Annotated in this window: 18 protein-coding genes; 5 read left to right on the top strand and 13 right to left on the bottom strand. The window is 64.5% G+C overall.

Going from position 1 to position 19,598, the window contains the following annotated elements; genetic code table 11:
• The first annotated feature begins 474 nt into the window (after positions 1 to 474).
• The gene (locus ACEN42_RS18930) at positions 475 to 1,641 is read left to right on the top strand and encodes an IS30 family transposase (protein ID WP_371882256.1); all 1,167 of its coding nucleotides are present in this window, start codon (positions 475 to 477) and stop codon (positions 1,639 to 1,641) included.
• 139 nt (positions 1,642 to 1,780) lie between these two features.
• On the opposite strand, the gene ACEN42_RS18935 is transcribed toward ACEN42_RS18930, so the two are convergent.
• From ACEN42_RS18935 to ACEN42_RS18955, 5 genes are all read right to left on the bottom strand, one after another.
• Complete coding sequence (locus ACEN42_RS18935; RefSeq protein WP_238291876.1) at positions 1,781 to 2,698, bottom strand: LysR family transcriptional regulator; 918 nt, start codon at positions 2,696 to 2,698, stop codon at positions 1,781 to 1,783.
• Between the two features lie 17 nt (positions 2,699 to 2,715).
• Positions 2,716 to 3,102, bottom strand: a complete 387-nt coding sequence (locus tag ACEN42_RS18940; RefSeq protein WP_371882143.1) for a PaaI family thioesterase — start codon at positions 3,100 to 3,102, stop codon at positions 2,716 to 2,718.
• A gap of 302 nt (positions 3,103 to 3,404) precedes the next feature.
• Positions 3,405 to 3,596 carry a hypothetical protein gene (locus ACEN42_RS18945; protein WP_035507395.1) on the bottom strand — a complete coding sequence of 64 codons (192 nt, stop codon included), beginning with the start codon at positions 3,594 to 3,596 and terminating at the stop codon, positions 3,405 to 3,407.
• Between the two features lie 268 nt (positions 3,597 to 3,864).
• Positions 3,865 to 5,037: an FAD-binding oxidoreductase gene (locus ACEN42_RS18950; RefSeq protein WP_250484586.1), complete on the bottom strand. Its 1,173-nt coding sequence runs from the start codon at positions 5,035 to 5,037 to the stop codon at positions 3,865 to 3,867.
• 7 nt (positions 5,038 to 5,044) lie between these two features.
• Positions 5,045 to 6,544: an aldehyde dehydrogenase family protein gene (locus ACEN42_RS18955; protein ID WP_371882144.1), complete on the bottom strand. Its 1,500-nt coding sequence runs from the start codon at positions 6,542 to 6,544 to the stop codon at positions 5,045 to 5,047.
• Between the two features lie 234 nt (positions 6,545 to 6,778).
• On the opposite strand from ACEN42_RS18955, the gene ACEN42_RS18960 reads away from it, so the two are divergent.
• Positions 6,779 to 7,420, top strand: a complete 642-nt coding sequence (locus ACEN42_RS18960) for a helix-turn-helix domain-containing protein (RefSeq protein WP_371882145.1) — start codon at positions 6,779 to 6,781, stop codon at positions 7,418 to 7,420.
• A gap of 5 nt (positions 7,421 to 7,425) precedes the next feature.
• On the opposite strand, the gene ACEN42_RS18965 is transcribed toward ACEN42_RS18960, so the two are convergent.
• The 8 genes from ACEN42_RS18965 to ACEN42_RS19000 form a co-directional block, all read right to left on the bottom strand.
• Entirely contained in the window at positions 7,426 to 8,892 is a 1,467-nt protein-coding gene (locus ACEN42_RS18965) for a cytochrome P450 (RefSeq protein WP_371882146.1), read from the bottom strand.
• 115 nt (positions 8,893 to 9,007) lie between these two features.
• Positions 9,008 to 9,286 carry a type II toxin-antitoxin system RelE/ParE family toxin gene (locus tag ACEN42_RS18970; RefSeq protein WP_371882147.1) on the bottom strand — a complete coding sequence of 93 codons (279 nt, stop codon included), beginning with the start codon at positions 9,284 to 9,286 and terminating at the stop codon, positions 9,008 to 9,010.
• Positions 9,286 to 9,483, bottom strand: a complete 198-nt coding sequence (locus ACEN42_RS18975; protein WP_371882148.1) for a stability determinant — start codon at positions 9,481 to 9,483, stop codon at positions 9,286 to 9,288. Before ACEN42_RS18975 ends, ACEN42_RS18970 begins: the two co-directional genes overlap by 1 nt.
• A gap of 87 nt (positions 9,484 to 9,570) precedes the next feature.
• Positions 9,571 to 10,419, bottom strand: coding sequence for an IclR family transcriptional regulator (locus tag ACEN42_RS18980; RefSeq protein WP_371882149.1), 849 nt, complete (start codon positions 10,417 to 10,419; stop codon positions 9,571 to 9,573).
• Between the two features lie 72 nt (positions 10,420 to 10,491).
• Entirely contained in the window at positions 10,492 to 11,316 is an 825-nt protein-coding gene (locus ACEN42_RS18985; protein ID WP_371882150.1) for a sugar phosphate isomerase/epimerase family protein, read from the bottom strand.
• 12 nt (positions 11,317 to 11,328) lie between these two features.
• Positions 11,329 to 11,940: an NIPSNAP family protein gene (locus tag ACEN42_RS18990; RefSeq protein ID WP_371882151.1), complete on the bottom strand. Its 612-nt coding sequence runs from the start codon at positions 11,938 to 11,940 to the stop codon at positions 11,329 to 11,331.
• Positions 11,937 to 13,673, bottom strand: a complete 1,737-nt coding sequence (locus tag ACEN42_RS18995) for an FAD-dependent oxidoreductase (protein WP_371882152.1) — start codon at positions 13,671 to 13,673, stop codon at positions 11,937 to 11,939. The genes ACEN42_RS18990 and ACEN42_RS18995 overlap by 4 nt, the downstream gene beginning before the upstream one ends.
• Complete coding sequence (locus ACEN42_RS19000) at positions 13,670 to 15,466, bottom strand: FAD-dependent oxidoreductase (protein WP_371882153.1); 1,797 nt, start codon at positions 15,464 to 15,466, stop codon at positions 13,670 to 13,672. Before ACEN42_RS19000 ends, ACEN42_RS18995 begins: the two co-directional genes overlap by 4 nt.
• A 145-nt stretch (positions 15,467 to 15,611) precedes the next feature.
• On the opposite strand from ACEN42_RS19000, the gene ACEN42_RS19005 reads away from it, so the two are divergent.
• The 3 genes from ACEN42_RS19005 (at position 15,612) to ACEN42_RS19015 (ending at position 19,338) form a co-directional block, all read left to right on the top strand.
• Complete coding sequence (locus ACEN42_RS19005; protein ID WP_371882154.1) at positions 15,612 to 16,499, top strand: NAD-dependent epimerase/dehydratase family protein; 888 nt, start codon at positions 15,612 to 15,614, stop codon at positions 16,497 to 16,499.
• Between the two features lie 69 nt (positions 16,500 to 16,568).
• A complete protein-coding gene (locus tag ACEN42_RS19010; RefSeq protein WP_371882155.1) occupies positions 16,569 to 18,287 on the top strand; it encodes a SulP family inorganic anion transporter in 1,719 nt (572 codons plus the stop codon).
• 223 nt (positions 18,288 to 18,510) lie between these two features.
• Positions 18,511 to 19,338 (top strand): shikimate dehydrogenase, encoded by an 828-nt coding sequence (locus ACEN42_RS19015; RefSeq protein ID WP_371882156.1) that lies wholly within the window; start codon positions 18,511 to 18,513, stop codon positions 19,336 to 19,338.
• Positions 19,339 to 19,598: the final 260 nt, after the last annotated feature.

The raw sequence follows: 19,598 nt of genomic DNA on the forward strand, positions 1-19,598 counted from the left end.
TGGCTATGCTTGCCAGCCGCAGGCGGCACTCGCCTAAGTGTCGCCCTCGAAGGACTTACCGGGCTTGGCTCGCGCACGGTCTGCCGTATCGCGTCGCTTGCGTCATTGGTTCAGCACCAAATGGCTCCGCCCCGCTTCGCGGCCGACCGGTCAATCGGGTCGGTGCGGGCTTTTTTGCTAATGCCGTTATCTCAATGCGCCGCGTACACCGATGGTTTCCCTTGCATACCCAACGGCAGCGCGTAGCGCTGTGCCGAAGCTCTTTCGTGCTGAACCAGTGCCCTAAAACAACTAGCGCGGCAGACCGTGCGCGAGCCAAGCCCGATTGGGCCTTTGGGGGCGACACTTAGGCGAGTGCCGCCGCCAGCTGGCAAGCATGGCCAAACTACGTGTGACCGCGGGCTGAAACGAGCGGCGTATTCAACCGGTCGGTGCAACACCTCTGTTCCAATAAGGATCAGAGGAAAAAGGCGAATAAAACGACAGAGAAAGCCGTGGTTGAACAGCGAGGACAGGCAACAGATTTGGCGGCGATGGAGCGAAGGTGAGTCGCTAAGCGAGATCGCGCGCGGACTGCAACGCGACGTCAGCTCGATTCATCGGGTGGTCAGTCAACATGGCGGGATTGTTCCGCGAGCGCGCAGTCGCAGTACTCGCGTGCTGGCGCTGCGCGAGCGTGAAGAGATCTCTCGCGGTCTGAGCGCGGGGGAGTCGATACGGCAGATTGCGCAGCGCTTGCAAAGGGCTGCCTCGACGATCAGTCGCGAGGTGCAGCGCAATGGCGGGGTGCTCAAGTATCGGGCGCACGAGGCCGATGCAACCGCCTGGAAGCGTGCGCTGCGGCCCAAGCAATGCGCGTTGGCGGGAAATGCTCGTTTGCGGCGATTGGTCGCCAGCAAGCTGCGCTTAGAATGGTCGCCTGCGCAAATCGCCGGCTGGCTCAAGCGCGCCTTCCGAGTGAACGAGGACATGCACCTGTCGCACGAAACAATTTATCGAAGCTTGTTCATCCAAGCTCGCGGCGTGCTGAAAAAAGAGTTGGTGGCCCATCTGCGTAGCCATCAGACGATGCGGCGTTCGAAAAGCGCGTCATCGAGCGGGCAAGGCCGAGGCGGTATCGTCGGGGCAGTCTCGATCAGCGAGCGGCCCGCGCAGGCAGAGGACCGCGCCGTGCCGGGGCATTGGGAGGGCGACCTGCTGGCGGGCTCGAACAATACCTACATTGCCACGCTGGTGGAGAGGCATTCGCGTTATACGATGCTGATAAAGGTAGCGGGCAAGGACACTGAGAGCGTGGTCTCGGCGCTGATCAAACAGGTGAACAAGCTGCCACGGGAGTTGCGCCGATCGATCACCTGGGATCGCGGCACGGAGATGGCAAGTCACACGGCCTTTTCGATCGCCACCGATGTCCAGGTATATTTCTGCGATCCTCGCAGCCCTTGGCAAAGAGGGAGCAATGAGAACACGAGCGGACTGCTGCGTCAGTACTTTCCCAAGGGAGTTCCGGTTGACGGCTACTCGCAAGCCGAATTGAACAAGATTGCTAAACGTTTAAACGATAGGCCGCGCAAGACATTGCAATTTACGACCCCCGCTGAAAAGCTAGCGGAAACATTGGGTGTTGCGTTGACCGGTTGAATCCGCCGCTGCTTTCTTTGGTTACTTTCTTTGCAGCAGCAAAGAAAGTGACCCCCGCCCCGGGGAGGGGCAGTGCTAATAGACCACTAAGAAAACAGGATCCAACAAAAACAACCAGCAAAAGTCCCAACAACAACCCCTACCCCCGCGCTTCGACGGTCCGCAAATGCTCGAACAGCAACCGACTCACAGGCGAGAGCGCGTCCGAATCCCGCACGACGATCACGAGGCTACGCGCGGCCCATTCGTCATCGAGCGGCACGGCCGCAAGTCCGAGCTGACGGCCCATCGCTTCGAACACCTGCAACGGCAGCACGCCCACGCCCATGCCGGCCTGCACCATGCGGCACACGGCATCGAAGCCGGGCACATGGATGCGCAGCCGCAGCGCACGCCCCGCCTGTCGCGCCGCGAGATGCGTGCGCATATTGATGGAGCTCGCCGAATGCAGGCCGATGTGATCGAAATCCAGCGTCTCAGCGAACGCGACGCTCTCGCGCTGCGCCAGCGGATGATCGCCCGGCATGACGAGCGCCAGCCGATCGTGACGGTAATGCGCGCTTTCGAGCCCGCGCGTGTCGGCATCGCCGGAACAGATACCGAGATCGACGAGACTGTCCGCCACGCCCTCCACGATACCGCCGCTCGGCCGCTCTTCGAGATCGATCTTGATCTGGTCGTGCACGGACGAAAACGCGCGCAAATCCTCCGGCAGGAATTCGACGATCGCGGAAAGGTTCGCCATCATCCGCACATAGCCGCGCACGCCGCTCGCATGCTCGGCGAGTTCGATGCCGATGTTCTCGACATCGCGCAACACACGCCGCGCGTGATGAAGCAGCGTTTCGCCCGCGGGCGTCAGTTGCATGCCGCGCGCCTTGCGCTCGAACAGCACGGCGCCAACGGCCTGCTCCAGTTCGAGCAGCCGCTTGCTCGCCGCCGACACCGCGATCGCCTCGCGCTCGGCCGCGCGCGTGAGCGTACCCTCCTCGAATACCGCGAGAAAGAGCTGCAGCGTCGTGAGATCGAGGCGTCGGAGGAGATTTCGGGTAGCCATCGGCGGACGTGCCGGAATCAGCGGGCGTATTTGAACGTGCCTTGCGCGCTCGCGATCATCACGCGATCGTCGACCCACGCCTCGCCGCGCGCGAAGTACACGGAGCGTCCCTGCCGCTCGAGAAAGCCTTTCGCGACGACCTTGTCGCCGATGCCGCGATCGAGATAGTTCACGGTGAGCGAGAGCGTGAAGCCGTGCACGGGCGCATCGCCCGTCGTGAAAAGGCCTGCGTAGCCGCACGCCGCGTCGAGCAGCGTGGCGATCGCGCCGCCCTGCAGGATGCGCTGCCGGTTCAGATGTCCCGCCTGGATCGGCATCGTGAATTCGGCATAGCCCGCGCGCCATTCGGTGAGGGTCGCGCCGAGCGCTTCGAGAAACGGATTGTCCAGATCCAGATTCGCCACTTCTGCTCCTGATTGCGTGCGTTTGCGAGCGATTGTGCCATCGCCGGGCGCAGGCTGCCGAACGGAGCGAACGCCTTGCAGAATGCTCAGTGCATGAAAAAACCCGCACGCGGCGGGTTCTATTTACAAATCGACGATTATTTCCGTTTGACAACGCACACAAGAATCACCACGCCGGCTTGATTAAACCGGCATTATGCGTTTCATGAAGCTTATTCATGAATAGCGCCATGCGCATTTTCATGCGCTTTTATGTGCGCCGTGAAAAACCGTGTCACGCGCGCAACACTCGCATTAAGTCGTCAGTTATAACCACGAATCACGCAGGAATTTTTTTCCTCTTCCGTCTTTGCGAAACGTCCGCAAATTTCGGCGACATATTCCGGTGCCGCGGATACCTGACTGGAACGATGCGACACAGTAACGCTCGTGTCCGGCGGCAGTTCGCCGTCGTCGATCCAGGCATAGAAATGCGCGCTCGTATTCGCTTCCATGTTTTGTCTCCTTTCTGTGAAGCGCGAAGAAAAAAGCGTCTCGATCGTTCCAGAATGCGCTTATCGAAAGCCTGTGGCCCTAGTGGATTACGTTGATGGACTTCGCACGCAAGCGTGACGATGATGATAAGAATGCCCGTTCGAAACGCATCCCGGCCAGTTTTCTACCCGCCTGTCTATTCTGTAGCTAAAAAAATGCCCGGTGCAAAAGACCGGGCAGACTTAAATGATCCGTTATGGAAAGCGGCGTTTCCAGGTCATCTATCAGTTATACGACATTCTTTTCGATGATCGGCCGGCCTTCGAGCACGCGTGTCCAGTCCAGCGGCGATAAATCGAGCGTCTCGTAACGTCCGCGCAAAATCAGTTCGCTCACGCCGCGTCCCGTTGCCGGGCCTTGTTGCAGACCGTGGCCGCTGAATCCGTTCGCGAAAATGCAATTCTCGAGATCCGGGTGGAAACCGATGATCGCGTTCTGATCGAGCACGTTGTATTCGTAATAGCCGGACCAGCAACGCTCCACCCGCAACGCCTCGAATTCCGGCACGCGATGCGCGAGCGTCGGCCAGATCACATCGTCGAAGAGCGCGTGATCGACTTCGTCGAGCGGCAGGTCGTCGGGATCGTTGTCCGCCGAGGGCGACGTGCCGCAGATATACGTGCGCCCTTCCGGACGGAAATAGACGCCGGTCGGATCGATCAGCAACGGCGCGCGTTCGAGCTTCGCCGGCGACGACACGTTGAAGATGCTGCGCCGGCGCGCGTACACTGGAATGTCGATGCCGAGCATGGCCGCGATCGCGCGCGACCACGCGCCCGCCGCATTGACGACGACATCGCACGGATACGTTTCGCCGTTGGCCGCGCGCACGGTGCTCGCGCGCCGTCCTTCGCGTTCGATGCCGACGACTTCCGTCGTCACATAGCGCGCGCCGAGCGACTGCGCCTTGCGCCGCAGCGCCTGCACGAGTCCGTAGCCATCGAACCAGCCTTCGCCGCTTTCGCCGAACGCGCCCGCGGCGAGATCGTCCGTATTGAGCCACGGAAAGCGCGCATGCAGTTGCGCAGGATCGAGCAGGCTGATGTCCGCGCCGAGTTCGCGTTGCAGCGCGTGGTTCTCGCGCAGCGTCGCCGCGCCCGCCGGCGTCGCGAGAAAGAGATAGCCGCCTTCGTGCAGATCGATCGACGGACGTTCGCCGTTCACTTCGAGCCGTTCGCCGATCGAGCGCAGGAAGTCGATGCCGAAGAGCGACATGCGCACCGAAAGCGGCGTCGAGAACTGCTGCCGGATCGATGCCGCCGACAGCGCCGACGACGAGCGCGCGTAAGTCGGATCACGCTCGATCACCGTCACCTGCACCGTCGGGTCCGATGCGCGCAGGAAGTACGCGACCGAACTGCCGATCACCCCGCCGCCCACGATGACAACGCTTGAACTCACATCGCCCTCAGCTCAGATTGAAGTCGATGCCCTGCGCGAGCGGCAATTCCGACGAGTAGTTGATCGTGTTGGTCGCGCGGCGCATGTAGGCCTTCCACGCATCCGAGCCCGATTCGCGGCCGCCGCCGGTTTCCTTCTCGCCGCCGAATGCGCCGCCGATCTCCGCGCCGCTCGGCCCGATGTTCACGTTGGCGATACCGCAATCGCTGCCCGATGCTGACAGGAAGCGCTCGGCCTCGCGCAGATCGGTCGTGAACGCGCACGACGACAGGCCATGCGCGGCGGCGTTGTTCGCGGCGATGGCTTCATCGAAGTCGGAATAGCGCATCACGTAGAGGATCGGCGCGAAGGTTTCCTTCAGCACGACATCCGTTTGCGACGGCATTTCGACGAGCGCCGGGCGCACGTAGTAGCCGTTTTCCTGGCCCTTCACGGTGACGCGCTCGCCGCCAGACACCTTGCCGCCCTCGCCCTTCGCCTGCTCCAGCGCGTCCTGCATGCGCGCGAATGCCTGCGCGTCGATGAGCGGGCCCATCAGCACGCCCGGCTCCAGCGGATTGCCGACCGGCACCTTCGCGTAGAGATCTTTCAGGCGCGCGACGGTTTCGTCGTAGATGCTGTCATGCACGAAAAGACGTCGCAGCGACGTGCAGCGCTGTCCCGCCGTGCCGACCGCCGAGAACAGGATGCCGCGCAGCGCGAGATCGCGATTGGCGGTCTGCGAGACGATGCCCGCGTTGTTCCCGCCCAGTTCGAGAATCGAGCGGCCGAAGCGCTCCGCCACCGCGACGCCGACCTTGCGGCCCATTTCCGTGCTGCCCGTCGCGCTGACGATATCGGAACGCTTGTCCGCGACGAGCGCCGCGCCGACTTCGCGTCCGCCGATGATCACCGACGCGAGGCCCGCCGGCGCGGAGCCGAATTCCTCGATGGCGTCGCGCAGAATGCGATCGACGGCGAGCGCGGTGAGCGGCGTCTTCTCCGACGGCTTCCACACGACCGCATTGCCGCACACGAGCGCAAGCGCCGCGTTCCACGACCACACCGCGACCGGAAAATTGAACGCCGAGATGATCGTGCACACGCCGAACGGATGCCACGTCTCCGCCATCCGATGGCCGGGACGCTCGGATGCGATCGTCAGGCCGTACAACTGGCGCGAGAGCCCGACGGCGAAATCGCAGATGTCGATCATTTCCTGCACCTCGCCCAAGCCTTCCTGAAGAATCTTGCCCGCTTCGAGCGACACCAGGCGGCCGAGCGCCTCCTTTTTCTCGCGCAGGCGATTGCCGAGCAGACGCACGAGCTCGCCGCGTCGCGGTGCGGGCACGTTGCGCCACGCGGCGAACGCGGTGCGCGCGGCGCCGAGCGCGGCATCGACGTCGGCGGTGGTGCTCTGCTTCACCCGGCCGATGACTTCGCCCGTGATCGGTGAAGTCACGGCGATGTCGCCATCGGTGACGAGGCTCGCGATGCCGAGGTCGGAAAGAATCGATTGTGCGTTCACGATGGGAGTCCTTTTGAAGCGGTGCGTTCTTCAGATCGAAGTTTCTGATAAGAAACTTTCGTAAGTCCGGCCACTATACGCGCTGCCGCCGTCGCTCACAACAGCGGACAATATTGGGGTTGTCACCAATGCGGGCGGCCTTTTGCGGCGGTAGATTCGGGTTGTTTCGCGGCGTCGCTCAGCATTCTGGCGGCGCTCGCGCGATGTTATGATCGGAAACAAAACGATTCTCCTATGCCTAGCCCCAGCACGAAAAATTCGCCCGAACAATCCGCATCCGATCTCGGACGCCGGGTGAAGCACGCACGGCTCGCGCATGATCTGACGCTCGAAACCGCGAGCCGGCTTTGCGGCGTATCGCGGTCGGCGCTGTCGAAAATCGAAAACGGCTTGATGTCGCCGACTTTCGATGTGCTCCAGAAAATCGTGCGCGGGCTGCAGATCGACCTTGCCGAACTGTTCGGCACGGCGCCCGCGCCGAACGCAAGCGGCCGGCGCGCGCTCACGCGCCGCGACGAGGGGCAGCGCCACGCGTATCGCGGCTATCAGATGGAATTGCTCGCAACCGAGCTCGCGCATAAGGCGATGCTGCCGTTTCGCATCCGCATCTCGGCGCATACGCTCGATGCATTCGACGACTGGGGCCGTCACGAAGGCGAGGAATTTCTCTACGTGATGAGCGGCAGCGTGTGCCTCTACTCCGAACTCTACGCGCCGACGCATCTGAATGCCGGCGACAGCATCTACTTCGACAGCCGCACCGGCCACGCGGCCATATCGACGAGCGAGGAAGACGCCGAAGTGCTGTGGATGGCGACAGGCGGCGGCGTACCGGCGCCATCGTCCGCCGCCGCCGACGCGGTGGACGCGGGCTGACGCCGTTATCGCAGGGCGAGACGCATCGGCATTGCGCTCGGGACTGCGGTGAACGTGCAGATTTCGCGGATATCGGCGGGATTCGTGGCGAGCCGGGCGGTGAAGTTCGCGGTCAGCATTGACACGACGAGGCGCATCTCCACCGCCGCCAGATGCCGCCCCGGACACACGCGCGGCCCTGCGCCGAATTGCAGATAGGCGCGCGGTTCATGCGCGCCGCGCTCTGATGCGCTTTCATGCCGATGGTCGTGCAGCCATCGGTCGGGGTCATACTGCCTGGGATCGGCGTAGTTGTTCGGATCCATCATCGCGGGACGGTTGAGCATGAACATCTTCGTGCCCGCGGGCAAGCGCACCCCTTGCAGCCGCACTTCCTCGAGCGGTTCGAACGACAGATACGGCGCGACCGGATGCAGACGGCTCGCTTCCGTGCACACCGCCTCGCACAGGTCGAGTTCGCGCATCGCGCCATAGCTCGGGCACACCGCCGAGTCGCCCAGCACGCCCCGCGCGGATGCGGCGACGCGCGCCTGCAACGCATCGTCGGAGCCGAGAAAGAGCAGCGCCCATGCGATCGACGTCGCCGTCGTCTCCTCGCCCGCGACGAGCATCGTCAGCACGTTGGCGGCGACTTCGTCGTCGGTGATGCCGGAGTCGGGCGCATCGCGCAGGGCGAGCATCGCTTCGAGCAGATTGCGCGGCGCGTGGGCCGTGTCGCCGAGCGGCGTCGCGCACGCTTCGGCCGCCGCTTCCTCGCGCATGCGGGCGCGTGCTCTCGCCATCAGTTCGCGGATGTGACGATGCACGTCGATCAGCGCTTCATCGAACTTGCGGTCGCGCGGGAACTTCACGTAGTGCCAGTAGGCGAAGGGCGCGTTCACGCGCGCCATCAGCATCGGCAGCAGCATCGCCAGTTGCTCCTGGATCAGCACGCGCTCGTTTTCCAGCGTGTTCGGATCTTCGCCGAATGCGAGCGCGCTCGTGACATCGACCGTGAAGCGCTTCAGATCGTCGGTCATGTCGACCACGCGCCCCTCGCGCGCCGCGGCTTCCCAGCGCCGCCGCAACCGCTCGGTGATCGCGGCGAGCGTGGGGTAAAACGCCTTGATGTGCGGAATCGACAGCGCCTGCATCACGAGACGGCGCTGCGGCTCCCAGGCCGCGCCCTCGATCGAGAAAAGCCCGTTGCAGCCGAATTCCTTCAGGATATTTTCGATGGGCGCATAGCGGCGGTAGCGATGCGGCCGCTCGCGCATCACGGCGTGGGACAGTTCGATGTCGTTCCAGACCGTGACGGGTGTCGTACCGAAGCGGAACACGTAAGGCGTGCCGAGTTCGGCAGCCCAGCGTTCGAGCGTCAGATGGTGCGTGGCGGGCGGCAACTGATGCAGGTTGCCCAGGAGCGGCAGGCCCCGCGGCGACGGCAGGTCATCGATTTCACGCAGGGACGTGGTGATGGGCGCCGCGTTCATGATCGGCCTCGTGTGGGCTTGATCTGTGGAGGATAGTGCAGGAGCGGGAAGTCAGCGCGATTCCTGATTTCGTTGCGTCGAAAATCATGGCGCAACGAAATCGAATCTCAGGGCGTTATCTCGGATAGTGCCGGCGCGCATGGACTACACCCATGACCTGAATCCACCCATCGACGATTTCATACACGACGATGTAGTTGGGATGGGCGACGATCTCCCGCGTTCCCGCGACGCGCCCCGGACGGAAGAGGTAAGGATGAGTTGAGGCGGGGATGACACAGTTTTGAATCAGCTCGAATATGTCGACGGCCGCCCATAGGCTGTCTTCTGCGATGTGTTCGGTCAGTTCTTCGAGGTTGTCGAGCGCTTTCGTGGTCCAACGAATAGGCAGCATTACTTTCGCCTATTCTCGTGCTCTCGGATCTTGGCCTGGAGCTTGTTGCGAATGCGCGCCATAGCCTCATCGTGGGGAATAAGCGGACCGGGGTTATCGCGTGCGGCCTGAATTTTCTCCCGAAACCACAGGTCATAAGCTTCCGCTTCCTCGACAGTGGCGAATTCGGAGACGATCGGATCGAGTGGAGTAGGCATTTCAAATTCTCGTTTCATAGTGAAAACGATGATAACGCAGGCGTTTCCCGCCCGTCACCTCGTCCATCTGGCCGATTGCGTGTGGCATCAAATCGTGTTCACGTTCTTCCTTTTCACCTTCCCCACCGCAACCGCTTCCTCCGTCTTCACCACCGGCCGCTTGAAATAAGGCGAACTCAACGTCGCCGCGCCCATGTCCGATGCCGCTTCCAGCAGCGCCGGCGCAAGCTCCTTCAACCGTGCGTCGAGCAAACGGCTCGTCGGCCCGGCGAGACTCACGACCCCGACGACCACACCGGTCACCGGATGATGAATCGGCGCGGCCATCGACGTCATGCCGGCTTCGTACGTCTCGCTCGCGATCCCATAGCCGCGCTCGCGGGCCGCCTGCAGGTCCGCGAGAAATTGCGCAATCGTCTTCGGCGCCTTCGGACCGCCCGCGCCCGGCTTGCCCAGGCCGCCCTGCTTCGACACGAGTTCGAGCGCTTCCTCGTCCGTGAGCGACGACAGCCACGCCTGGCCGCTCGCCGTGCAATGCAGCGGCGGCTGGCTGCCCATGTCGGGGTCGTAGCGCAGCCCGGACTTCGCGCCCTGCGCCTTGCCGACGAACGTGATGTGATCGCCCTCGACCACGCCGAGGCGCGCCAGTTCGCCCGACTGCGCCGCGAGCCGGTCGAGCACCGGCTGCGACACATCGAGCACGCCGCCGGTCGACAGATAGATGAGCGCGAGCGACACGAGCTTCAGCGCGAGCATGTACTCGCCGTGATCCTCGTCCTGCCGGACATAGCCTTCGTCGATCAGCATCGCGAGCAGGCGGTGCGTGCCGCTGCGCGGAATGTTGAGCGTATCGGCGATGGCGGCGAGCTGCATCCGCCCGCCGTTTTTCGCCAGCAACTCGATGATCGACAACGCCCGCTCAAGATTTCCTGCCATCTTTCAGTCTCTCGAAGTTCCGATGCGGCATGAGTAGAACACGATTCCACCTCGGAATTCAACCGGCACGCATCAATGTTCGGCGTAGGTCTCCTGAAGCACGGCGAGCGTCGCCTCACGCAGACGCTTCGCGCGAGTCAGCGCGTTCGCGGTCTTCGCCCATTCGTTCATCGGCACTTCGATGGAGAGCGGCAATCCATCCGGCAACGCGCGCAGGATGCCCGCGAGATCGATCCCGCCCTCGCCCGGAATCATGCGCTCGGCGCGCGCCTGATAAAGCAGCGTGTCGAGATCGGCCGGACGCTCGGCGGGCGCATCGCAGAACTGCACGTAGCCGAACCATTCGCGCGGCAATTCGCGCAGCGTTTTCGTCGACGATCCCGCGCGGTCGAAATGAATCGGATCGACGATCAAGCCCGTGTTCGCGCGCGCTGCCGCCCTCACGATCCGCGCGCCCTGCACGATGTCCTTCGCGTCGGTCCAGGGCATCGGTTCGAGCGATGGGGACAAGCCATACGGTTTCGCGAGATCGCAAAGCGCCGCGAGCCGGTCGGCGGTGCGCGCCTCATCGGGATCGTTGCCCGCGACGAGCACGTAGCGCGCCCCCAGCGCCGCGGCGGTTTCGAGCATCGGCTCGTAATCGGCGACGTTCGTATCGGGCTTGAGGCGCAGGATTTCGGCATCGAGCACGCCGATTCCCGTGTCTTTCAAAGCCGCGAGCGTTTCGCGCCGCAACGGCGTCGCGCCGACGATCTCATGGCGCACCTCGGTATCGGTCGCCGGCAAGAGCCGCAGGCCGACGAAATCGTAGCCCGCCTGCGCCGCGCACTCGACCATCTGCGGCGGCGTCAGTTCGAGGACCGTCAGCGCGGACAAAGACAGCTTGCGTCGTGACATCGATGTCTCCGGTTAGCGCAGCGGCGAGAACGGCGCGGGCATGTAGATGGTCGATTCCATCGTCGTCAGATGGGCCGGTCCGCCCTTCGGCGGCCAGATGCCGTCCTTCACGGCTTCCGCACGAATGCGCGAGCGCTCGTCGACACTCTTGTACGGCCAGATGTTGAGAAAGCGCGGCACGGTGCCATCCAGCGCGTACATCGCGCCGATGAGCGGCGAGCGCGTCGTGCGCTCCGGCACGGCGTTCTTCCATGCATCGATCGTATGTTGCAGGCTCGCGAGCTTCGTGCCGTAGACGCGCATCTCGTAGATGCCGCCGTGTACCGCGGGCTCGATCGGCGGCAGAAACGGAAAGAGCGCGTAGCTGCTCACTTCGACATCGGTGATGAATTCGCCGCAGCCGAACGGATTGCCTTCGAGCAGCAGGCGCTGGCGCTCCTTGATCAATGCGACCTCCGATTCGAAGCCGCGCAGCACCATGACCTTGCCGAGCGCGCCGATATCCGAATACCAGCAGCCGAGCAGCTTCGAGCCGGCTGCATCGCCGCTCGCCTTGATGTTCTCGAAGACTTGCGCGTTCGCGCCGGTCTTCACCGTCAACGTGACTGTGTCGTACAGAGTCATTGCAGAGTCCTTGCCTGTTTAAAGTTGGAGAGATTCGTGATGTCGACGCGGGCCGGTTCGGCGAGTTCGAGACCCGCGAGATAGCCGAACGTCATCGCGGGTCCGAGCGTGATGCCGCCCGCGGGATAGTGGCCGCCCATCATGCTCGCGGCGTCGTTGCCGATCGCGTAGAGGCCGCGAATCGGCGCCCGCGCTTCGTCGAGCACGCGCGAGCGCGCATCCGTCGAGAGTCCGGCAAAGGTGCCGAGGCTGCCCGGCACCAGCTTCACCGCGTGAAACGGACCGTCGGCGATCGGCGCGAGACACGGATTCGGCGTGTGCGATGCATCGCCCTGCACGCGGTTGTACGGCGTCGAACCCTTGTGGAATTGCGGATCGAAGCCGTCTTTCGCGTAGCCGTTGTACGTGGCGACGGTATCGGCGAGGCCGCGCGCATCGATGCCGCATTGCTGCGCCAGCGCTTCGAGCGTCGGCGCGGATTTCAGATAACCCGAGCGCTCATACGGGCCGAGGGGAAACGGAAACGGCTTCGCGAAACCGAGGCCATATCTGCGCTGAAACCGATGATCGCAGACGAGCCACGCGCATGCTTCCTCGCCCGGCGCCGTCGTGCCGATCAGCGCGGAGATGAAGTCGTAGTACGACGAGGCCTCGTTCGTGAAGCGCCTGCCCGCGCGCGTCACCGCGATCACGCCCGGCTTCGCGCGCTCGATCAGATGCGGAAACGCGGCGGCATCGCCCTTGCTTTTCGGCACGAGCGAAACCGGCGCCCACGCGGCGGGCGCTTCGAGCGACGCATCGAAATGCGCGCCGGCCGCTTCGCCGATACGAATGCCATCGCCGGTATTGCTCTTCGGCGCCGCCGACCAGTGCGGCGCATACGGAAACGTCTCGGCCTGACGCTTCGCGTCGTGCGGATAACCGCCGCACGCGAGCACGACGCCGCGCCGCGCGCGCACTTCATGCATCACGCCGTCGATCTCGACGCGCGCGCCCGTCACGCGGTTCTCCTCGCGCATGAGCGACACCGCGCGCGCGCCGGTGCGAAGATCGACACCGCGATCCGCCGCCGACTTCAACAGGCGCGCGACGAGCGCATTGCCGTTCACGAGATGCATCGAACGGCGATAGCGCAGCATGTGCCACGCGAACGCGGCGAAGCGCTTCGTCACATGCCACGCGGATTTCGCGCTGCGCGTCGCGTTCAGGAAATGCGCGAGGTCTTGCCCCGACGCGATCGCCATGCCCTTGATCGTCACTTCGGCCAGCGGCGGCCGAAGCTTGTCGATCAGCGGACCGAGCTCGCGCCCGTCGAACGGCATTGCGCAGACCGAGCGCCCGCCCGTGGCCGCGCCTTGCGTCGTGTGGAAATCGGGAATGCGATTGCCGTCGATGAAGCGCATCGACGTATTGCGCTCGAAGAATTCGATCATGCGCGGCCCGTGCTCGATGAGCGCGTCGGCCTTCGCGGCGTCGAACTGCGCGCCGAGCTCGTTCTTCAGATACGTGCGCGGCACGCTTTCATCTTCGACGATGCCCGCGCGCGTCGCGAGCGGATTGCGCGGAATCCACATCCAGCCGCCCGACCACGCGGTCGTGCCGCCGAACACGTCTTCCTTTTCGCAGACGAGCACGGAAAGGCCCTGCGTCGCCGCGGTGACGGCGGTCGACAAACCGCCCGCGCCGGAACCCAGCACGAGGACGTCGCATTCGAGAATCGGTTCGAGCTTCATTTGGCGTGTGCGGGCGATTGAAGTTCGACGGGCAACGTGAGGGCTTCATCGCGCGCGTCCGTCAACGCCGCGTGCGATGCCTTGCCGCGCGCCACCGCATGCCGCGCCGCCAGATAGCCGAACGCGAGACCCGGACCGAGCGTGATGCCGGGGCCGGGATAGACGCCGCCCATCACCGATTGCATGTCGTTGCCGCACGCGTAGAGGCCGCCGATCGGCCGATTGTCGCGATCGAGCACACGCGCGTGCGTGTCGGTGACGAGGCCGGTCGCCGCGCCGATATCGCCGGGATAGAGCCGCACCGCATAGAACGGCGCCTGGCCGATCGGACCGAGGCACTTGTTCGGGCCGTTCCAGTTGGCGTCGCCATTGGCGTTCTGATAATCCGTCGTGCCGCGCTGAAAATCCTCATCGATGCCGGTCTGCGCATAGCGATTCATGCGCGCGACGCTATCGGCGAGACCTGTCTTGTCGATGCCGAGCTTCGTCGCCAGTTCGTCGAGCGATTTGCCCTCGACCAAATAGCCATCGGCGAGAAACGGCGCGAGTCCTTTGCCGCCCGGGCGCACCATGCCGAGTCCGTACTTGCGCAATCCTTCGGAGTCCGTGACGAGATACGCGGGCACCGAAGGCGTCTTTTCGTTCGCTTTCTGCATCGCGATGCCGAACAGGTGATACGACGTGTTTTCGTTGAGGAAGCGCTTGCCGGTCTTGTCGACGGTGATCATGCCCGGCTTGCCGCGATCCATGATGAAGTGCGGGAACACGGCGGCCGTGCCGTCAGCGCGCTTGCGCACGGAAACCGGCGCCCAGAACGCGTTCGACAACGCGCTCTCGCCGAAGCGCGCGCCCACGGCCAGCGCGAGATCCTGCGCGCTGCCGGTGTGGCCGGGCGCGCCGGGGCACCACGACGGATCGGCGCCCGGCAACATCTCCCCGCGACGCGTCGGATGACGGTTGAAGCCGCCGCTCGCGAGAATCACGCCGCCCTTCACGTTCACGCGACGCCGCTCGTTGACATGACTCAGCGTCACGGCTTCGATACCGTTCGGGCCGCTCTCCAACGCATCGACCTTCGTGTTCGTCAGCACCGTGACGCCGCGCTGAAGCAACGAATGCAGCAATCTTCCGATCAACGCGTTGCCCATCACGAGCCGCGTGCCGCGCGGCGCGCTCATACGGTCGCGCGCGTGACGCGCGAGCAGCTTCGCCGCGTGTCCGAACGACGCGAACGACTTCGTCATGTTGAGCAGATGACCGACGTCGTCGCGATCGACCATCATGCCGCCGAGCACGGTGAATTCGGGAATCGGCGGACGGATCAGCGAAAACGCGCGGCCGAGCTTGCGGCCGTCGAAGGGCAGCGGCTCGAGCGCGCGTCCGCGCAGCGTCGAGCCTTCGATTTCGGACAAATAATCCGGATGAAACGGGCGCGCGCGATATTTCACGTCGGAGTTCGCTTCGATATGCGCGACGGCTTTCGGGCCGGCATCGAGAAACGCGCGGCGCATCGCGACGCTGCTGCGCTCGCCGACCGCGCGATTCAGAAAGCCTTCGGCGTTCGCGGATGTATCGTCGCGATTGACGCTCGCCGCGTGCATCGACGCGGGAATCCACGTCGTTCCTGCCGAGAAGGCCGTCGTGCCGCCCACGTATTCCGTGCTTTCGACGAGCAGCACACGCGCGCCGTCGATGGCCGCGACGAGCGCCGCCGACATGCCCGCGCCGCCAGCGCCGACCACGATTACATCGAACGTTTCGTTCGGTTCCAGATTGTTCAGTGTCTCCACCATTCGTCCGCTCCGTCGCGCTGCGAATCGTCGTTCCATCCGACGATCCGCAACACGTGTTTTCAGTAGAACTCGCTTTGATAATGGAATACTATTCCAGAAACGCGGATGAAGCCAAGTTCTTTTTTGAGACGAACGGAGGAACGATATGCGAGTGCTGGTGACAGGCGGGAGCGGTTTTCTGGCGGCGTGGGTAATGCGCCGGCTGCTCGCCCGCGACATGAACGTGCGTGCTTTCGACGTGCGCGAGGACGCGCGGCTCCTGCGCGCGCTCGCGCCCGAACGCGCCGATGACGTGCAATGGCAGATCGGCGATATCGGAGACGCGGGCGATGTCGCGGGAGCGCTGGAAGGCTGCGACGCCGTCATCCATCTCGCCGGCGTGCTCACGCCCGCTTGCGCCGCCGATCCGGTGCGCGGCGCGCGCATCAATCTGATCGGCACGCTCAACGTGTTCGACGCGGCCATCGCGTGCGGCTTGCGCTCGGTGCTGTATGCGAGCAGCGCGGGCGTTTTCGGCCCCGACGACGGCGCGACGCCGTTCCCCACGACGCATTACGGCGCGTTCAAGCTCGCGTGCGAAGGCTCGGCGCGCGCGTACTGGCACGATCACGGGATCGCGAGCATCGGATTCCGGCCGCTCGTCGTCTACGGCGCGGGGCGCGAGACGGGATCGAGCGCGGGTCCGAGCCTCGCCTGCCGTGCGGCCGCGCGCGGCGAGCCGTACACGATTCCCTTCACCGGCGCGACGGGCCTCGTCTACGCCGACGACGTCGCCGCCGCCTACGAACGCGCGCTCACCCACACGTTCGAGGGCGCGCACGCGTTCACGCTCGCGGGCGATATCACGCCGATGCAAAGCGTGATCGCGACCCTTACGCAGATCGCGCCAGACGCGCGCATCGACGCGGCGGGCGCGCCCTTGCCCATCGCGACATCCTTTCCCGACGATCCCGCGCTCGCGCGAATGCTCCCCGGCCTCTCGAAGACGCCGCTCATCGACGGATTGCGGCAAACCGTGGCGTTCTACCGGTAGAGAAAGCAGGCCTTGGCACCGCCAGTTCCTTGGGGCACGATTCGCTACTTCAGGATCACGGTGCCAGGCATGCAAGACACGACCCGAACGACCCCGGCAAGTACGAAGCTGCTCAAAGGCATCCTGCCGATCAACCGCGCCGCCGCATTACGCGACGCGCTCGCCGGCATTTCGCTCGCATCGATGGATATTCCGCAGGTGCTCGGCTATGCGCGCATCGCCGGCATGCCCGCGGTGACGGGCCTCTACACAGCGTTCCTGCCGCTCTTCGCGTTCGCGCTCTTCGGCGCATCGCGGCATCTCGTGGTGGCCGCCGACTCCGCGACGGCAACGATCTTCGCGAGCCGGCTCTCGTCGATGGCCGCCGCGGGCAGTCCGGAATACGTCGCGCTCGCGGGCATGGTCGCGCTGCAGACCGCCGCGCTCCTGCTGCTCGCGCGCCTCTTCAAGCTCGGCTTTCTCGCGGATTTTCTGTCGCGCACCGTGCTGACGGGCTTTCTCGCGGGCGTCGGCGTGCAGGTGTCGATCGCGATGCTCGGCGACCTCTTCGGCATGACCGTGCCGTATCCGTCCTCGCGCAGCCTCGCGCAACTCGTCTACGTGATCGGGCATGTCATGCACGCGCACGGGCCGACGCTCCTGCTCGCGCTCGTCGTGATCGTCGCCATCCTGGGCAGCAAGCGCTTCGCGCCTCGTCTGCCGATACCGCTCGTCGCGGTGATCGGCAGCATCGTCGCGAGCAAGTTCTTCGACTTCGCGGCGCGCGGCATTTCGGTGCTCGGTCCCATCGACGGCGGCTTGCCCCCGATCCGCTTTCCTCAGGTCACGTGGCAGCAATGTCTCGATATCGTGCCCGTCGCGGCGTCGTGCTTCGTGATGATCATCGCGCAGAGCGCAGCCGCCGCGCGCGTGTTCGCGCAGCAGTATCACGAGGATGTCGATACCAACAGCGACATTCTCGGCCTCGCCGCGGCGAACGCGGCGGCGTCGCTGAGCGGCACGTTCGTCGTCAACGGCAGCCCGACGCAGACCGCGATGGCCGAGCGCGCCGGCACGCGCAGCCAGTTCGGACAGCTCGTTTTCGCGGCGGTCGTCGCCGTCGTGCTGCTGTTTCTGAGCGGCTATCTGCGCTATCTGCCGCATTGCGTGCTGGCGGCCATCGTGTTCACGATCGCCATCGGCCTCGTCAACGTGCAGAGCCTGAAGGACATCCGCGCCGAAAGTCCGGGCGAATTCGCGCTCGCGCTCATCACGGCGGCCGCGGTGGTGCTGGCGGGCGTCGAGCACGGCATTCTGCTCGCGGTCGCGCTCTCGCTGATGCGGCATGTGCGCCACAGCTATCACCCGCACACGATGGTGCTCACGCCCGTCGCGCCCGGCAAACCCTGGCAGTTCATGCCGACGAAACCCGGCGCGATGACCACGCCGCAACTGATCGTCTACCGCTTCGGCGCGGATCTGTTCTACGCGAACGATCATTTTTTCGCGTCGGAAGTGACGAAGCTCGTCGATACGGCGTCCGACGGATTGCGTCATCTCGTCGTCGATGCCGGCGCGATCACCGACCTCGACTACTCGGCGGCCCGCACGATCGGCGAACTGATCGAAACGCTGAGGGCGCGCGGCGTCGCGGTGATCTTCGGCCGCGTGAACCGGTTTCTGCGCAACGACATGGATCGGCACGGGCTTACGCCGGTGCTCGGAGCGTCGAACGTGTTCGACACGCTGCACGAGGCGCTCGCAGCGGCCGGCGTGAATTCGGGCGCGCATGTGCCTGATGCGTTGTGAGGCGTGACGGGCTCGTTTTGGCGCGGATCGATGCAGGGCAGAAGCCGCAACGATTCGCGTTCGACCTCGCAGTGCTCGTCCAGTCTCATGGAGGTGTGAATGACTGACCGTTAGTTGCTTAAACTAGCAAACACGATTTTGTTGAATGCTATTCCATATTCAACTACTATTCACACAACGGGCAACCACAGATTTCGATCACGATTCAGGAGGCAGGCAAGGCATGGCGCAGGACACTTCCTTTTCCGCATCGCTCGATGCGGGCTTGAGCGGCGCGACGCGCGTCTATTTCATCGTCGGCGATCCGATCGCGCAGGTGCGCTCGCCGTCCGGCGTGACGGCGGCGCTGAGAGCGGCGGGCCGCGACGCGATCGTGATTCCGGCGCACGTCGCGCCCGGCGATCTCGACGCATTCTTCGCGGGCATCGCGCCCTTGCAGAACTGCGACGGCGTCATCATCACCGTCCCGCACAAGTTCAGCGCGACGGCGCATTGCAAGTCGCTGACGGACGAAGGCGCGTTTCTCGGCGCGGTCAACATGCTCAAGCGCAACGCCGACGGCACCTGGCACGGCGGCGCATCGGATGGCATCGGCATGGTCGCCGCGTTGCGGGACGCGGGCTGCGAGCCGAAGGCCAAACGCGCGCTGCTGATCGGCGCGGGCGGCGCGGGCTCGGCGATCGGCCACGCGCTCGTCGATGCGGGCGTTGCGTCGCTCGCGATCCGCGATTTCGACGCCGAGCGCACGAGCGCCCTCGCCTCGCGGCTCGCCGCGCTGGGCCGTGGCGCGGTGAGCGTCGCCGACGATGCGCCCGCCGAAAGCTACGACCTCATCGTGAACGCGTCGCCGGCGGGCATGCGTCCCGGCGATGCGCTGCCGATCGACGTCTCGCGCCTGCCGCCAACGACTTTCGTCGGCGACGTGGTGACGAAACCGCCGCACACGCCCTTCATCGAAGCTGCTCGCGCGCGCGGCTGCACGACCGTCACCGGCACGCAGATGTTCGGCCGCGTGTGCGATGCGATCGTCGCGTATCTGTTGAAAGACTGACGACGCACAACATTCGCCGCGCAAGGAATCAGAGCATTCTGGTTCAATCGCGGCGCGCATTCGTTCAACATTCCGGCCGCGCATCGCGTCCCTCGCGATGCGCACCGGCCTGCTGGTTTCGAAGCGAATCGCAGACAAGCGCCGCCCTCGCCGGGCGGCGTTTTTTTGCGCGACGTTCGGACACGCCGGCGCAAGCGCGCGTTTCCCATAAGACTCGCGCGCTCGCTTCGAGGGCCAATGAAACGCGTGCAGGCGCACGC

The sequence above is a fragment of the Caballeronia sp. S22 genome (assembly GCF_964261745.1).
Classification (GTDB): Bacteria; Pseudomonadota; Gammaproteobacteria; order Burkholderiales; family Burkholderiaceae; genus Caballeronia; species Caballeronia jiangsuensis.

Coding starts and splice junctions, on each gene's coding strand:
- ACEN42_RS18935 (WP_238291876.1), bottom strand. CDS start 2,698: ATGGCTACCCGAAATCTCCTCCGACGCCTCGATCTCACGACGCTGCAG.
- ACEN42_RS18945 (WP_035507395.1), bottom strand. CDS start 3,596: ATGGAAGCGAATACGAGCGCGCATTTCTATGCCTGGATCGACGACGGC.
- ACEN42_RS18960 (WP_371882145.1), top strand. CDS start 6,779: ATGCCTAGCCCCAGCACGAAAAATTCGCCCGAACAATCCGCATCCGAT.
- ACEN42_RS18965 (WP_371882146.1), bottom strand. CDS start 8,892: ATGAACGCGGCGCCCATCACCACGTCCCTGCGTGAAATCGATGACCTG.
- ACEN42_RS18970 (WP_371882147.1), bottom strand. CDS start 9,286: ATGCTGCCTATTCGTTGGACCACGAAAGCGCTCGACAACCTCGAAGAA.
- ACEN42_RS18975 (WP_371882148.1), bottom strand. CDS start 9,483: ATGCCTACTCCACTCGATCCGATCGTCTCCGAATTCGCCACTGTCGAG.
- ACEN42_RS18980 (WP_371882149.1), bottom strand. CDS start 10,419: ATGGCAGGAAATCTTGAGCGGGCGTTGTCGATCATCGAGTTGCTGGCG.
- ACEN42_RS18985 (WP_371882150.1), bottom strand. CDS start 11,316: ATGTCACGACGCAAGCTGTCTTTGTCCGCGCTGACGGTCCTCGAACTG.
- ACEN42_RS18990 (WP_371882151.1), bottom strand. CDS start 11,940: ATGACTCTGTACGACACAGTCACGTTGACGGTGAAGACCGGCGCGAAC.
- ACEN42_RS18995 (WP_371882152.1), bottom strand. CDS start 13,673: ATGAAGCTCGAACCGATTCTCGAATGCGACGTCCTCGTGCTGGGTTCC.
- ACEN42_RS19000 (WP_371882153.1), bottom strand. CDS start 15,466: ATGGTGGAGACACTGAACAATCTGGAACCGAACGAAACGTTCGATGTA.
- ACEN42_RS19005 (WP_371882154.1), top strand. CDS start 15,612: ATGCGAGTGCTGGTGACAGGCGGGAGCGGTTTTCTGGCGGCGTGGGTA.
- ACEN42_RS19010 (WP_371882155.1), top strand. CDS start 16,569: ATGCAAGACACGACCCGAACGACCCCGGCAAGTACGAAGCTGCTCAAA.
- ACEN42_RS19015 (WP_371882156.1), top strand. CDS start 18,511: ATGGCGCAGGACACTTCCTTTTCCGCATCGCTCGATGCGGGCTTGAGC.